The 13,171-nt window shown below is 60.6% G+C and carries 11 protein-coding genes; 3 read left to right on the top strand and 8 right to left on the bottom strand.

The features are described 5' to 3' along the window. Positions 1–21: 21 nt before the first annotated feature. The 3 genes from xseA to leuA all read left to right on the top strand — a co-directional run bounded on the left by xseA (position 22) and on the right by leuA (position 4,410). Positions 22–1,401 carry an exodeoxyribonuclease VII large subunit gene (gene xseA / locus KJF94_RS02020; protein WP_214380829.1) on the top strand — a complete coding sequence of 460 codons (1,380 nt, stop codon included), beginning with the start codon at positions 22–24 and terminating at the stop codon, positions 1,399–1,401. Positions 1,402–1,404: 3 nt separating this feature from the next. Continuing rightward, a complete protein-coding gene (locus KJF94_RS02015; protein WP_214380828.1) occupies positions 1,405–2,226 on the top strand; it encodes a M23 family metallopeptidase in 822 nt (273 codons plus the stop codon). Positions 2,227–2,730: 504 nt separating this feature from the next. Beyond that, positions 2,731–4,410, top strand: coding sequence for a 2-isopropylmalate synthase (gene leuA, locus KJF94_RS02010; protein WP_214380827.1), 1,680 nt, complete (start codon positions 2,731–2,733; stop codon positions 4,408–4,410). Between the two features lie 209 nt (positions 4,411–4,619). On the opposite strand, the gene KJF94_RS02005 is transcribed toward leuA, so the two are convergent. The 8 genes from KJF94_RS02005 to ispG form a co-directional block, all read right to left on the bottom strand. Beyond that, complete coding sequence (locus KJF94_RS02005) at positions 4,620–5,012, bottom strand: hypothetical protein (RefSeq protein WP_214380826.1); 393 nt, start codon at positions 5,010–5,012, stop codon at positions 4,620–4,622. Between the two features lie 80 nt (positions 5,013–5,092). Continuing rightward, positions 5,093–5,884: an amidohydrolase gene (locus tag KJF94_RS02000; RefSeq protein WP_214380825.1), complete on the bottom strand. Its 792-nt coding sequence runs from the start codon at positions 5,882–5,884 to the stop codon at positions 5,093–5,095. Continuing rightward, the gene (locus KJF94_RS01995; RefSeq protein WP_214380824.1) at positions 5,872–7,020 is read right to left on the bottom strand and encodes a pyridoxal phosphate-dependent aminotransferase; all 1,149 of its coding nucleotides are present in this window, start codon (positions 7,018–7,020) and stop codon (positions 5,872–5,874) included. The genes KJF94_RS02000 and KJF94_RS01995 overlap by 13 nt, the downstream gene beginning before the upstream one ends. A 295-nt stretch (positions 7,021–7,315) precedes the next feature. Beyond that, positions 7,316–8,785, bottom strand: coding sequence for a ribosome biogenesis GTPase Der (der, locus tag KJF94_RS01990; RefSeq protein ID WP_214380823.1), 1,470 nt, complete (start codon positions 8,783–8,785; stop codon positions 7,316–7,318). A 135-nt stretch (positions 8,786–8,920) separates the two neighbouring features. Continuing rightward, positions 8,921–10,072 carry an outer membrane protein assembly factor BamB gene (bamB, locus tag KJF94_RS01985; RefSeq protein ID WP_214380822.1) on the bottom strand — a complete coding sequence of 384 codons (1,152 nt, stop codon included), beginning with the start codon at positions 10,070–10,072 and terminating at the stop codon, positions 8,921–8,923. Next, the gene (locus tag KJF94_RS01980) at positions 10,065–10,706 is read right to left on the bottom strand and encodes a tetratricopeptide repeat protein (RefSeq protein ID WP_214380821.1); all 642 of its coding nucleotides are present in this window, start codon (positions 10,704–10,706) and stop codon (positions 10,065–10,067) included. Before KJF94_RS01980 ends, bamB begins: the two co-directional genes overlap by 8 nt. Before the next feature lie 40 nt (positions 10,707–10,746). After that, the gene (hisS, locus tag KJF94_RS01975) at positions 10,747–12,036 is read right to left on the bottom strand and encodes a histidine--tRNA ligase (protein ID WP_214380820.1); all 1,290 of its coding nucleotides are present in this window, start codon (positions 12,034–12,036) and stop codon (positions 10,747–10,749) included. A gap of 24 nt (positions 12,037–12,060) precedes the next feature. Next, positions 12,061–13,170, bottom strand: coding sequence for a flavodoxin-dependent (E)-4-hydroxy-3-methylbut-2-enyl-diphosphate synthase (gene ispG / locus KJF94_RS01970; protein ID WP_007903603.1), 1,110 nt, complete (start codon positions 13,168–13,170; stop codon positions 12,061–12,063). Between the last annotated feature and the right edge of the window lies 1 nt (position 13,171).

Here is a 13,171-nt window from a genome sequence, read left to right as displayed (position 1 = left end):
AATGCCTTTAAACTGCGCCCCATGATTAAAGATCCCTTTGCAAGACTCGGCCTGGACCGTGAAGTCCTGACTGTCAGCCAGCTCAACGGCCGCGCGCGGGTGTTGCTCGAAGACGTGTTCAGCAATATCTGGGTCGAAGGCGAAATCTCCAACCTCGCTCGCCCGGCGTCCGGCCACGTGTATTTCACCCTCAAGGACAGCGGCGCCCAGGTGCGTTGCGCACTGTTCCGGCAGAACGCTGCGCGGGTGCGTCAGGCGCTGAAGGATGGCCTGGCGGTGAAGGTGCGCGGCAAGGTCTCGCTGTTCGAAGGGCGTGGCGACTATCAACTGATCCTCGACACCGTCGAACCGGCCGGTGACGGCGCACTGCGCCTGGCCTTCGATGCCCTGAAGGAAAAACTCAGCGCCGAAGGCCTGTTCAGCGCCGAACGCAAAGTGCCGCTACCGGCGCATCCTCAGCGCATCGGCATCATCAGTTCGCCCACCGGCGCAGTAATCCGCGACATCATCAGCGTGTTCCGCCGCCGTGCGCCACAGGTGCAGCTGACGTTGATCCCCACTGCTGTGCAAGGCCGCGAGGCCACGGCGCAGATTGTCCGTGCACTGAAACTGGCGGACGCCCGTGGTTTCGATGCGTTGATCCTGGCCCGTGGCGGCGGCTCGCTGGAAGACCTGTGGTGTTTCAACGAAGAAGCCGTGGCCCGCGCCGTGGATGCTTGCGTGACGCCGATTGTCAGCGCCGTCGGCCATGAAACCGATGTGTCGATCAGTGACTTCGTCGCCGACGTTCGCGCCCCGACACCTTCCGCCGCCGCTGAGCTGCTGGCGCCGGATACCAGCGACCTGGTGCGTCGGGTCGAGAGCCTGCATCGACGGCTGGTGATGCGCATGCGCGACCGCCTGATGCGTGATCGACTGCGCCTTGAGGGCATCTCTCGCCGCCTGCGCCACCCCGGCGAACGTCTGCGCCAGCAGGCGCAACGGCTGGATGATCTGGACATGCGCATGCGCCGCGCGTTCGAACGTAGCCTCAATACCCGTCGCGAACGGCTGATCCGCCTGGAAACCCGCCTCGCCGGGCAACATCCTGGCCGGCAACTGGCGATGCTGCGTCAGCGCCTCGACAGCCTCGCCGAACGCCTGCCCCGCGCTATCCGCGAAGGGCTCAAATCCCGTCGTCTGCAACTGCAAAGTCAGGTGCAGACGCTGCAAGTGGTCAGCCCGTTGGCGACGCTCGCCCGTGGCTACAGCATTCTGCTGGACGACCGCGGCAACGCGATCCGTAACGCCGCGCAAACCCACAACGGCCAGCGCCTGAAAGCCAAACTGGCTGAAGGCGAACTGCAAGTGCGGGTCGAAGACAATCACCTGACACCTGTCACCCTTTCTTTACTGGATTGATCCATGCCGCGTTTTTTCGCTCCGCTGCTGTTGCTGTGCCTGACCTTCAACGCCCACGCCGACAGTTACATCACCCGCCTGTTGAACAAACCGGTGCCGGGCGGCGTGGCGGTGGTAGACCTGGGCAGCGCTGCCCAGGCGCCGAAAGCCAGTTATCAAGGCAAACCAGTTTTAGTGGTCAAGGAACAGAACAATTGGCTGGCGATTGTCGGTGTGCCGTTGACCGTCAAACCGGGGGCGCAATCCATCAGCAGCGGCGGCCGAGACCTGGGTTTCACCGTCGGCAACAAGAAATACCCGGAACAGCGCATCACCCTGAAAAACACCCAACAGGTCAATCCAGACCCGGACAATCTGAAGCGCATCGAGCGTGAACTGGCCGAGCAAATCGCCGCCTACCGCACGTTCAGTCCAAATACCCCCAGCAACCTGTTGCTGGACAAACCGGTCAACGGCCCGCTGTCGAGCAAGTTTGGTGTGCGCCGGTTCTTCAATGGTGAAGAGCGCAATCCCCACTCAGGCCTGGATTTCGCCGTGGGCGCCGGCACACCGATCAAGACTCCGGCAGCGGGCAAGGTGATTCTGATCGGTAACTACTTCTTCAATGGCAACACGGTGTTTGTCGACCATGGACAGGGCTTTATCAGCATGTTCTGCCACATGTCGAAGATTGATGTGCAGGTCGGGCAGCAGCTGGCGCGTGGTGGCGTGGTTGGCAAGGTCGGTTCGACCGGACGGGCGACCGGGCCGCATATGCACTGGAACATCAGCCTGAATGATGCGCGGGTGGATCCGGCGATTTTTATCGGGGCTTTCCAGCCTTAAGTTATTTGTGAGGCTACTGGCCTCATCGCGGGCAAGCCCGCTCCCACAGGTTCCGGGATGGAATACAAATCTGTAATCCACTCACGCCCACTGTGGGAGCGGGCTTGCCCGCGAAGACGGCCTCACAATCGCCGAATCGTCCCCGGACAAACCGCGCAATTGGAATCGACACTGTCCAACTTCGTCAATTGCGCATCCCACAAACCTCGCGCAAACATCCAAACGATCACCTTCTTTCACCGCAATAAAATCTCGATAAATCCCCCCATTCGAGTATTCCTCTCAATTTTTTTCGACTGCTTGCCATCCTTCACCCTCGCGGTTAGGGTTGAAGGCATGAAAACCTCTCACACCCTCATTCAGCTTCGCCAGCACCGCAGCCTGTGCCTTGTCAGTGCACGACTGCCGGGCTGAATCGCGACGCCTCGTCTTACGCTTTTCCCCAAGAACATTTGATCCACCGGCAGGCCGCCTTTTTTCGGCCCACACAATAAGGATTTCCCGATGAGCATGCTCAAAGACCCGTCTTCGAAATACCGCGCGTTCCCGACCATCGACATCCCGGACCGCACCTGGCCATCGAAGACCATCACCGCCGCGCCGATCTGGTGCAGCTCCGACCTTCGCGATGGCAACCAGTCGCTGATCGAGCCGATGGACGCGGTCAAGAAGCTGCGTTTCTGGAAAACCCTGGTACAGGTCGGTGTGAAAGAAATCGAAGCCTCGTTCCCGGCCGCTTCGCAAACCGACTTCGACTTCGTGCGCACCCTGATCGAAGGCAACCACATCCCGGACGACACCACCATTCAAGTGCTGACCCAGGGCCGTGAAGACCTGATCGAGCGCACTTTCGAATCCCTGCGCGGGGCGAAGAAAGCCATCGTTCACCTGTACAACGCGACCTCCCCGTCCTTCCGCCGCATTGTCTTCAACCAGGACAAGGACGGGATCAAGGCCATCGCAGTCAACGCTGCCAAGCTGTTCGTCAAATACGCCGCCATGCAGCCGGACACTCAGTGGACGTTCGAATACTCGCCGGAAACCTTCAGCGCCACCGAACTGGAGTTCGCCAAGGAAGTCTGCGACGCGGTCATCGAAGTCTGGAACCCGACGCCTGAGCATAAGGTGATCCTCAACCTGCCAGCCACCGTCGAATGCGCGACCCCGAACATCTACGCCGACCAGATCGAATGGTTCGGCCGTCACATCAACCGTCGTGACAGCGTGATCATCAGCCTGCACACCCACAACGACCGTGGCACTGGCGTGGCCGCCACCGAACTGGGCCTGATGGCCGGCGCGGACCGTGTCGAAGGCTGCCTGTTCGGCAACGGCGAGCGTACCGGTAACGTCGATCTGGTGACCGTGGCACTGAACCTGTACACCCAGGGCATTCACCCTGAACTGGACTTCTCCGACATCGACGGCGTGCGCAAAGTCGTCGAAGAATGCAACCAGATTCAGGTGCACCCGCGTCACCCGTACGTCGGCGACCTGGTTCACACCGCGTTCTCTGGCTCGCACCAGGACGCCATCCGCAAGGGCTTCGCCCAGCAGAAACCGGACGCCCTGTGGGAAGTGCCGTACTTGCCGATCGACCCGGCCGACATCGGCCGCAGCTACGAGGCGGTGATCCGCGTCAACAGCCAGTCGGGCAAGGGCGGTATCGCTTACCTGCTGGAACAGGAATACGGCATCAGCTTGCCGCGTCGCATGCAGATCGAGTTCAGCCAGGTCGTGCAGCGTGAAACCGATCGTCTGGGCCTCGAAATGACCGCCCAGCAAATCCACGCGTTGCTGCACAGCGAGTACTTGCAGGCCAACACTCCGTACGCGCTGGTCAGCCATCGCCTGCAGGAAGAAAACGGTCACAGCGCCGTCGAAGTGGAAGTCTCCGGCAAAGGCCAGGGCGAAACCAACCTGCACTGGCGCGGCAAGGGCAACGGCGCGCTGGAAGCGCTGGTGGCCGGTCTGCCGATTCCGGTAGAGATCATGGACTACAACGAACACGCGATCGGCGCGGGAACCAACGCCAAGGCGGCGGCCTACATCGAGCTGCGTGTGAACGGTGAACGTGCAGTGCATGGCGTCGGCATCGATGAAAACATCACCACCGCCAGCTTCAAGGCCCTGTTCAGCGCGCTGAACCGCTCGTTGAGCCAGCCGGAAGCGAAAGCGGCGTAAGCGTTCGCTGAAATGCAAAAGGCCCCAAGGTGCGAACCTTGGGGCCTTTCTGTTTGCCTGCTGTTTTTGTGCTGCCTGTTATGGCCTCATCGCCGGCAAGCCGGTCTCGCTCCCACAGTGGATTTTGGTGTACACACAATTTGTGGTCGCATCGATCAACTGTGGGAGCGGGCTTGCCCGCGATGGGGCCCGCTCAGGCGACAACGATGTCAGGCATGAGTATCAACACTGAACATCGCCTGCAACAACGCCGCCTGCAGCACCTGCAAGTTGCTGCTGGTCACAGCGATCTGGCTCTGGATTTCCATCACCTGCTGCGCCTTCTGCTCGTTGTCCTGGCTCTTCTGTGCACTCGCCAGTTGAGCCTGCTGTTCGGCCAGCAATTTCTGCGCTTCTTCGATCTGCTTTTTCAACGCGGTAACCGGGTCGCTGGCGCTGCCGACCGAGTCGATGTTGGCCCCGGCACTGTTGACGCGCAGCTTGCCATCCTTGTCAGTCGCGCCATCAACCGGGACCAGCTTGCGTTCGTCAGATTGACCGGTCGCGACATTCGGCGAAGACACAGCGTACGAGTTGATGGTGATGGTGCTCACGTTGATCATGGGTCACTCCTCCTTGGCTGACCTTGCTATCGGCCAGCCTGGAAAAATCTGCACCCATAAATCGTTTAAAAGCCCGCCGATCAGGTGAGCTCGAACGTGTCGGCATCCAGATTCGCCGGAAAACGCGTGCGATAAGCCTGAAGGTCAGCGGCATTCAGAACCACCTGAAACACGCCATCGGCTTCGCCGGCACTGAGCAACGTCTCGCCCTGGAAATCGAGCACCTGACTGTCGCCGGTATACGCGAAGCCTTTTCCGTCAGTCCCGATGCGATTCACTGCCGCCACATAGCAAAGGTTTTCGATCGCCCGTGCCGGTAGCAAACGGTTCCAGTGCTGACGCCGTGCGCCCGGCCAATTCGCGGTGTACAGCAACAGGTCGGTGTCCTGGGCATCACGGCTCCACACCGGGAAGCGCAGGTCGTAGCAAATCAGCGGCCGCACACGCCAGCCTTTGAGTTCGAACTGCACCTGGCGCTCGCCGGGTGTGTAGTGATTGTGCTCGCCCGCCATGCGGAACAGGTGACGCTTGTCGTAGTGCCAGACTTCACCGTCCGGGCGTGCCCATAACAGGCGATTACGATGACTGCCGTCGGCGGCCTGAACGATGACGCTGCCGGTGATCACGGCATCGAGTTGCGCAGCCTGTGTGCGCAGCCATTTGCTGGTGGGACCGTTTTCCGCTTCGGCGAGCGTCTCCGACTCCATGGAGAAACCGGTGGTGAACATCTCCGGCAGGATGATCAGATCCGCGCCGCGAGCCTGTTCCAGCAGTTGCTCGAAATGCTCCAGATTGGCCTGGCGGTCGTGCCAGGCCAGGGTTGTCTGGACCAGCGCAATGTTCAGATTCGGCAGTGCACTCAGATCACGCATAGTTTTGCCGCTGCTTCACGCAGGGTCTCCTCACGCTTGGCAAAGCACAGACGCACCAGGCGCTGGCCTTCTGGCGGCGTCTGGTAGAACACCGAGATCGGGATGCTCGCCACGCCGTGTTCGCGGGTCATCCACAGCGCCATCTCGACGTCGTTGAGGTCCGGGCGGATCTGCGAGTAATCGACCAGCTGGAAATAGGTGCCGGTCACGCGGGTGAAACTGAAGCGCGATGGCGTCAGGAGGTCGCAGAACAGGTCGCGCTTGGCCTGATAAAAAGCCGGCAGCTCTTCGACATGCTCCGGGTGCTCAGCCATGAAATCGGCCAAGGCAAATTGCAGCGGCGTCACGCCGCAGAAACTGACGTACTGGTGAACCTTGCGCAGCTCCGCTGTGAGGGCCGGCGGTGCGACCACGTAGCCGGTTTTCCAGCCGGTGACGTGATAGGTCTTGCCGAACGAGCTGACCACAAAGGCGCGCTGATACAACTCTTCGTGATTCAGCACGCTGACGTGAGGCAAGCCGTCGAACACCAGGTGTTCGTAGACTTCGTCGCTGACGAGGTAGATGTCGCGATCACGAATCAGATCCGCCAACTGATCCAGCTCGGCACGGCTGATCAGTGCGCCACTCGGGTTGTGCGGGGTGTTCAGCACAATCATCCGCGTGCGCGGCGTAATGGCCTCAGCCAGTTTCTGGAAGTCGATGGAGAAATCATTCAGCCCGAGCTGCACATGCACGCAACGACCACCGGCCAGTTCAACCGACGGCTCGTAACTGTCGTAGCACGGATCGAACACGATCACTTCGTCGCCGCTGTGGATAACCGCCTGAATCGCGCAGAAGATCGCCTGGGTGGCGCCGGGCGTGATGGTCACTTCGTTGTCGGCATCGACATTGACGCCGTAGCTGCGAGCGATCTTCGCCGCCACTTGCTGACGCAACACCGGCAATCCGGTCATCGGCGAATACTGGTTGTGGCCATTGGCAACATGCCGACCGACCGCACCGCACAGGGCCTGCGGGGCATCGAAATCGGGAAAACCCTGGGACAGGTTGATCGCCCCGGTTTGCGCCGCGAGCTGAGACATCTGCGTGAAGATAGTGATGCCGACATTCGGCAGCTTACTGGTGATCATCGGTGATTCCCTGCTCTACACCCGGCTCTAACGGCGGCGCGGGAGAGCCCGAGGATAGCCCAAACGGCGCCCATAAAAAAAGGGCGCCTGCTGGCGCCCTTCTTCCAAAACATTCACCGCATTACCTGTGGCGAGGGAGCTTGCTCCCGCTGGACCGCGAAGCGGTCCCAATATCTCCAACCGAGTTCGTTCAGATAGAACGCGTCGGTCGGTTTTGCGACTGCTGCGCAGTCGAGCGGGAGCAAGCTCCCTCGCCACAAAAAGCCCCCACACTAGAAGTGTGTGGGGTTTTGAATCAACGCTTGTCGCGGCGCTTCTTGTCGGCCTTCTTGTGGTGCGACATCAAGCGACGCTTCTTGTTGACCTGACGGTCGGTGAGCGAGTTCTTGTTGCCTTCGTACGGGTTCTCGCCGCCCTTGAACTCGATGCGGATCGGCGTACCGACCAGCTTCAGAACGCGACGGTAAGTGTTTTCCAGGTAACGGACGTAAGACTTCGGCACCTTCTCGATCTGGTTACCGTGAATCACGATGATCGGCGGGTTCGCACCACCCAAGTGGGCATAACGCAGCTTGATCCGGCGGTTGTTGACCATCGGTGGCGCGTGCTCACCGACCGCATCTTCCAGGATCTGGGTCAGGCGGTTGGTCGGCCAGCGGGTGACCGCGGACTTGAACGAGTTCTGTACGGAGGCGTACAGGTTGCCCACGCCAGTGCCGTGCAGGGCCGAGATGAAGTGGATGTCGGCGTAGTCAACGAAGAACAGTCGACGTTGCAGCTCGACCTTCACGAAGTCACGCTCGCTCGGCGTCATGCCGTCCCACTTGTTGATCGCGATCACCAGCGCACGACCCGATTCAATGGCGAAGCCCAGCAGGTTCAGGTCGTGGTCCACCACGCCTTCGCGGGCGTCCATCACGAAGATCACCACGTTGGCGTCTTTGATCGCCTGCAGGGTTTTGACCACGGAGAATTTTTCGACTTCTTCGTGGATCTTGCCGCGCTTGCGCACACCGGCGGTGTCGATCAGCGTGTACTTCTCGTCATTACGCTCGAACGGGATGTAGATACTGTCGCGGGTGGTGCCGGGTTGGTCATACACGATCACCCGGTCTTCACCGAGCATGCGGTTGACCAGGGTCGACTTGCCCACGTTCGGACGGCCGATGATGGCGATCTTGATCCCGTCTTTTTCGCTCGGGCCAGGAATGCGCTTGGCTTCCTCGCCTTCGGCAACGATCTCTTCTTCGCCGTCTTCCGGTTCTTCATCGTCTTTCGGGAAGTCGCTCAGGGCGATTTCCAGCATCTGGGTGATGCCACGACCATGAGCACCGGCGATCGGGATCGCATGGCCCATGCCCAACGGGGCGAATTCGGCGCGGGCCATTTCAGGGTCGATGTTGTCGACCTTGTTGGCAACCACGTAGGAACGCTTGTTACGTTTGCGCAAATGCTCGGCGATCATCTGGTCGGCGGCGGTGAAACCGGCCTTGGCATCTACCAGGAACAGAACGACATCAGCTTCTTCAATGGCCAGCAGCGACTGCTCGGCCATTTTTTCGTCCATACCGTGCTCGTCACCGGAGATACCGCCGGTGTCGACCAGAATGTAGGAACGCCCTTGCCACTTGGCCTCACCGTATTGGCGATCACGGGTCAGACCGGACAAGTCGCCGACGATGGCGTCGCGAGTCCTGGTCAGGCGGTTGAACAAGGTGGACTTGCCGACGTTCGGTCGGCCCACCAGGGCGATTACGGGAACCATGCGGCTCTCCACTTCGTTATTTCAGAAAATACAAAAGCCGCTGCGAGGCAGCGGCTGGTGCTCGGGGCAGCGTTTGAAAACGCTGCGAGCCCCGCAGAACGGGGCCGCTTGGGGGTTAAACCCCAAGCATAGTCCTTACTTGATGGTCAGGGCTTCCAGTTTGCCACTGTTGCCATACAGATAAATCGTGTCACCCACCACCAGCGGACGGGCACGCAGGCCGTCGCTGTCGATGCGCTCGCGGCCGACAAAGCGGCCGTCCACCTGGCTCAGCAGGTGCACGTAGCCTTCCATGTCACCGATAGCAACATAGCTGGAGAACACTTCCGGAGCCGAGAGTTGACGGCGAGCCAGCGAGTCGTTGCTCCACAAAGCCGTGGTGGAACGCTCGTCGACGCCTTCAACAGTGCCCGAAGACAGGCTCACATAAACAGTGCCGAAACCCTGGGCCACGCCGGCATAGCTGGAAGCATCACGCTGCCAGAGTTGACGACCGCTTTCCAGGTCCAGTGCCGCAACGCGACCCTGATAGCTGGCGACGTACAGCGTACCGCCGGACAGCAGCAAGCCACCGTCGATATCGACAACGCGCTCCAGTTCCGAACGACCTTGTGGAATCGCAACCCGCTGTTCCCACACCGGCACGCCGTTGGAGATATCGAGAGCGACCACTTTACCGGTCGACAAGCCAGCCACTGCAAGGCGGTTGGTGACGATCGGTGCACTGGTGCCGCGCAGGGTCAGGACGGCAGGCGTGCTGTCATACAGCCAGCGCTGGTTGCCGGTGGCGGCATCCAGACCGATCAGACGGTCGTCCTGAGTCTGAACCACCACCACGTCACCGTTGTTGGCCGGCGGCGCGAGGACTTCGCTGGACACGCGAGCGCGCCATTTCTCTTCACCGCTGCTGGCGTCCATGGCAACAATTTCGCCCTTGGTCGTACCGATCACGAGCAGGCCATAACCCACGCCAACGGCGCCGGAAACGGGCAGTTCAAGATCTTTCTTCCATTTGACGTCGCCGTTGCTGCGATCCATCGCCATCACCACGCCAGTGACGTCGGCGGCATAGATGGTATCGCCATCGATCGCCGGAACCAGCATGTTGTAGGTTTCGCCCTGACCGTCACCGATCGAACGACTCCACTGCTTTTGCAGGACCACTTCTTCTTTGAAGTCGACCAGCTCGGCAGGCGGCAATTCTTTTTTGCTGTTGCTGCTGCAACCCGCGGCCAATACGGCCAGAGCCAGCAATGCTGCATGTTTCCAACGGATCACGTCACGCATCCCCTTTGGCCAGATCGTCCAGCTTGATTTGTAGGCCACCGACTGCCGCTTCATCCGACAGTGCTGCCTTGGCTTTTTGATACGCAGCGTTCGCTTCATCGGCACGACCCAACTGCACCAGCAGGTCGCCCTTGAGTTCTTCGCGAGTGGCGAGGAATGCCTTATCGGCATCGCCTTCGAGCAGTTTCAGGGCTTCATCGGCCTTGTTCTGCGCGGCCAGTACCTGCGCCAGGCGCTGACGGGCGATTTCACCCAGTGCCGGGTTGGCCGGTTTGGCAACGATGGCTTTCAGCTCGGTGGCAGCGTCGTCCAGCTTGCCGCTGTCGACCGCGACTTTCGCCACGAACAGGCTACCGTACTGCGCGTAGGCGGTGCCGCCGAACTCGCTGTTGAGCTTGCCGGCCAGGTCCGAAACACGGGCGGCGTCAGGCTTGCCGTCAGGCGTCAGCGTGGTTTCGAGCAATTGCTGATAGAGAATCGAGGCGCTTTGCGACTGATTGCTCTGATACTTGTGAAAGGCCTGCCAGCCGAACACGATGACCAGCGCCAACAGGCCGCCAGTGACCAGGGGCTTGCCGTTGCGTGTCCACCAGTCCTTCAAATCCGCAAGGTTTTCGTCTTCGGTACTCGACACCCCAATACTCCTTAATCGCTAAATCGGCTGTTTGACAGCTTCAACCCTGCACGACGCAGGTGGCCAGGTGTGCAGCAAGCGCATCCCAGGCAATGCTTTGTTGTTCGCCCTGGCCACGCAGGGGTTTGAAACCTACCACTTGCTGGGCCATTTCGTCGTCACCGAGGATCAGCGCGTACAGCGCACCGCTCTTGTCGGCCTTCTTGAACTGGCTTTTGAAGCTGCCGGCGCCGGCATTGATCTGCAGGCGCAGGTTGGGCAATTGATCGCGAACACGCTCGCTCAACGTCAGGGCAGCCAGTTCGGCAGCCTCGCCGAATGCGCAAAGATAGACGTCGACCTGACGGGAAATATCTTCCGGGATCTGCTCCAGGGTTTCCAGCAGCAGCACGAGGCGCTCGATGCCCATGGCGAAACCAACGCCCGGGGTCGGCTTGCCGCCCATCTGTTCCACCAGACCGTCGTAACGACCGCCGGCACACACGGTGCCTTGAGCGCCCAACTTGTCGGTGACCCATTCGAAAACGGTCTTGCTGTAGTAATCCAGCCCGCGGACCAGCTTCGGGTTGATCACATAAGGAATGCCGGCGGCGTCCAGGCGAGCCTTGAGGCCCTCGAAGTGCACGCGGGATTCGTCGTCGAGGTAGTCGGCCATTTTCGGCGCGTCGACCAGGATCGCTTGAGTGTCGGCGTTCTTGGTGTCCAGAACCCGCAGCGGGTTGGTCTTCAGACGACGCTGGCTGTCTTCGTCGAGCTTGTCCAGGTGAGCGGACAGGAACTCGACCAGCGCCTCGCGATAACGACCGCGGGATTCGCTGGTGCCCAGGCTGTTGAGCTCGAGCTTGACCGCATCACGGATGCCCAGCTCGCCCCACAGGCGCCAGGTCAGCACGATCAGCTCGGCGTCGATGTCCGGACCGTCGAGGTTGAACACCTCGACACCGATCTGGTGGAACTGGCGATAACGGCCTTTCTGCGGACGTTCGTGGCGGAACATCGGGCCGATGTACCAAAGCTTCTGCACCTGGCCACCGCCGGTGATGCCGTGCTCGAGTACCGCACGCACGCAGGCCGCCGTGCCTTCAGGGCGCAGGGTCAGCGAATCGCCGTTGCGGTCTTCGAAGGTGTACATCTCTTTTTCGACGATGTCGGTCACTTCGCCGATCGAGCGCTTGAACAGCTCGGTGAACTCGACGATCGGCATGCGGATCTGCTTGTAACCGTAGTTATCCAGCAGACGCGAAACGGTGCCCTCGAAATGACGCCACAGGGGCGTCTGTTCGGGCAGGATGTCGTTCATGCCACGTATGGCTTGCAGAGACTTGCTCACTATCAATCCTTAAATTCGTTCGACTCAACCGCGGGCGATTACTGCCGCGTCGGCTTCGACCTTTTCGGCCGCTTTCTGGCGGATCAAGCGTTCGAGCTCATCCACCAGATTGTCATTCGTCAGTTTCTGCGACGGCTTGCCGTCGATGTAAATCAGGTTTGGCGTGCCGCCGGTCAAGCCGATATGGGCTTCCTTGGCTTCGCCCGGCCCGTTGACCACGCAACCGATCACCGCGACATCCAGCGGCACCAGCAGGTCTTCGAGGCGCCCTTCCAGCTCGTTCATGGTCTTGACCACATCGAAGTTCTGCCGCGAGCAGCTCGGGCAGGCGATGAAGTTGATGCCACGGGAACGCAGGTGCAGGGATTTGAGAATGTCGTAGCCGACTTTCACTTCCTCGACCGGGTCGGCCGCCAACGAGATGCGGATAGTATCGCCAATCCCTTCGGCGAGCAGCATACCGAGGCCCACGGCGGATTTCACCGTGCCGGAACGCAAACCACCGGCTTCGGTAATCCCCAAGTGCAGCGGCTGGACGATTTCCTTGGCCAGCAAGCGGTAAGCGGCGACGGCCATGAACACGTCGGAGGCTTTCACGCTGACCTTGAAGTCCTGGAAGTTCAGGCGTTCAAGGTGTTCGACGTGACGCAGGGCAGATTCGACCAGCGCGGCCGGGGTCGGCTCGCCGTATTTCTTTTGCAGGTCTTTTTCCAGGGAACCGGCGTTGACGCCGATGCGGATCGGAATCCCGCGATCACGGGCGGCGTCGACTACCGCACGCACGCGGTCTTCGCGACCGATGTTGCCCGGGTTGATCCGCAGGCAGTCGACGCCCAGTTCGGCTACGCGCAACGCGATCTTGTAGTCGAAGTGAATGTCGGCCACCAGCGGAACTTTGACCAGTTGCTTGATCTTGCCGAAGGCTTCGGCGGCGTCCATGTCCGGCACGGAAACCCGCACGATATCGACGCCAGCGGCTTCCAGACGATTGATCTGGGCCACGGTGGCGGCGACGTCATTGGTGTCGCTGTTGGTCATGCTCTGCACAGCGATGGGCGCATCGCCGCCAACAGGCACGTTACCGACCCAGATTTTCCGGGATTCGCGACGCTTGATTGGAGATTCGCCGTGCATG

Source organism: Pseudomonas hormoni, assembly GCF_018502625.1.
GTDB classification, from domain to species: Bacteria; Pseudomonadota; Gammaproteobacteria; order Pseudomonadales; family Pseudomonadaceae; genus Aquipseudomonas; species Aquipseudomonas hormoni.
The sequence above is the reverse complement of the archived record's forward strand: the minus strand, read 5'-3'. Positions and strand labels throughout refer to the sequence as shown.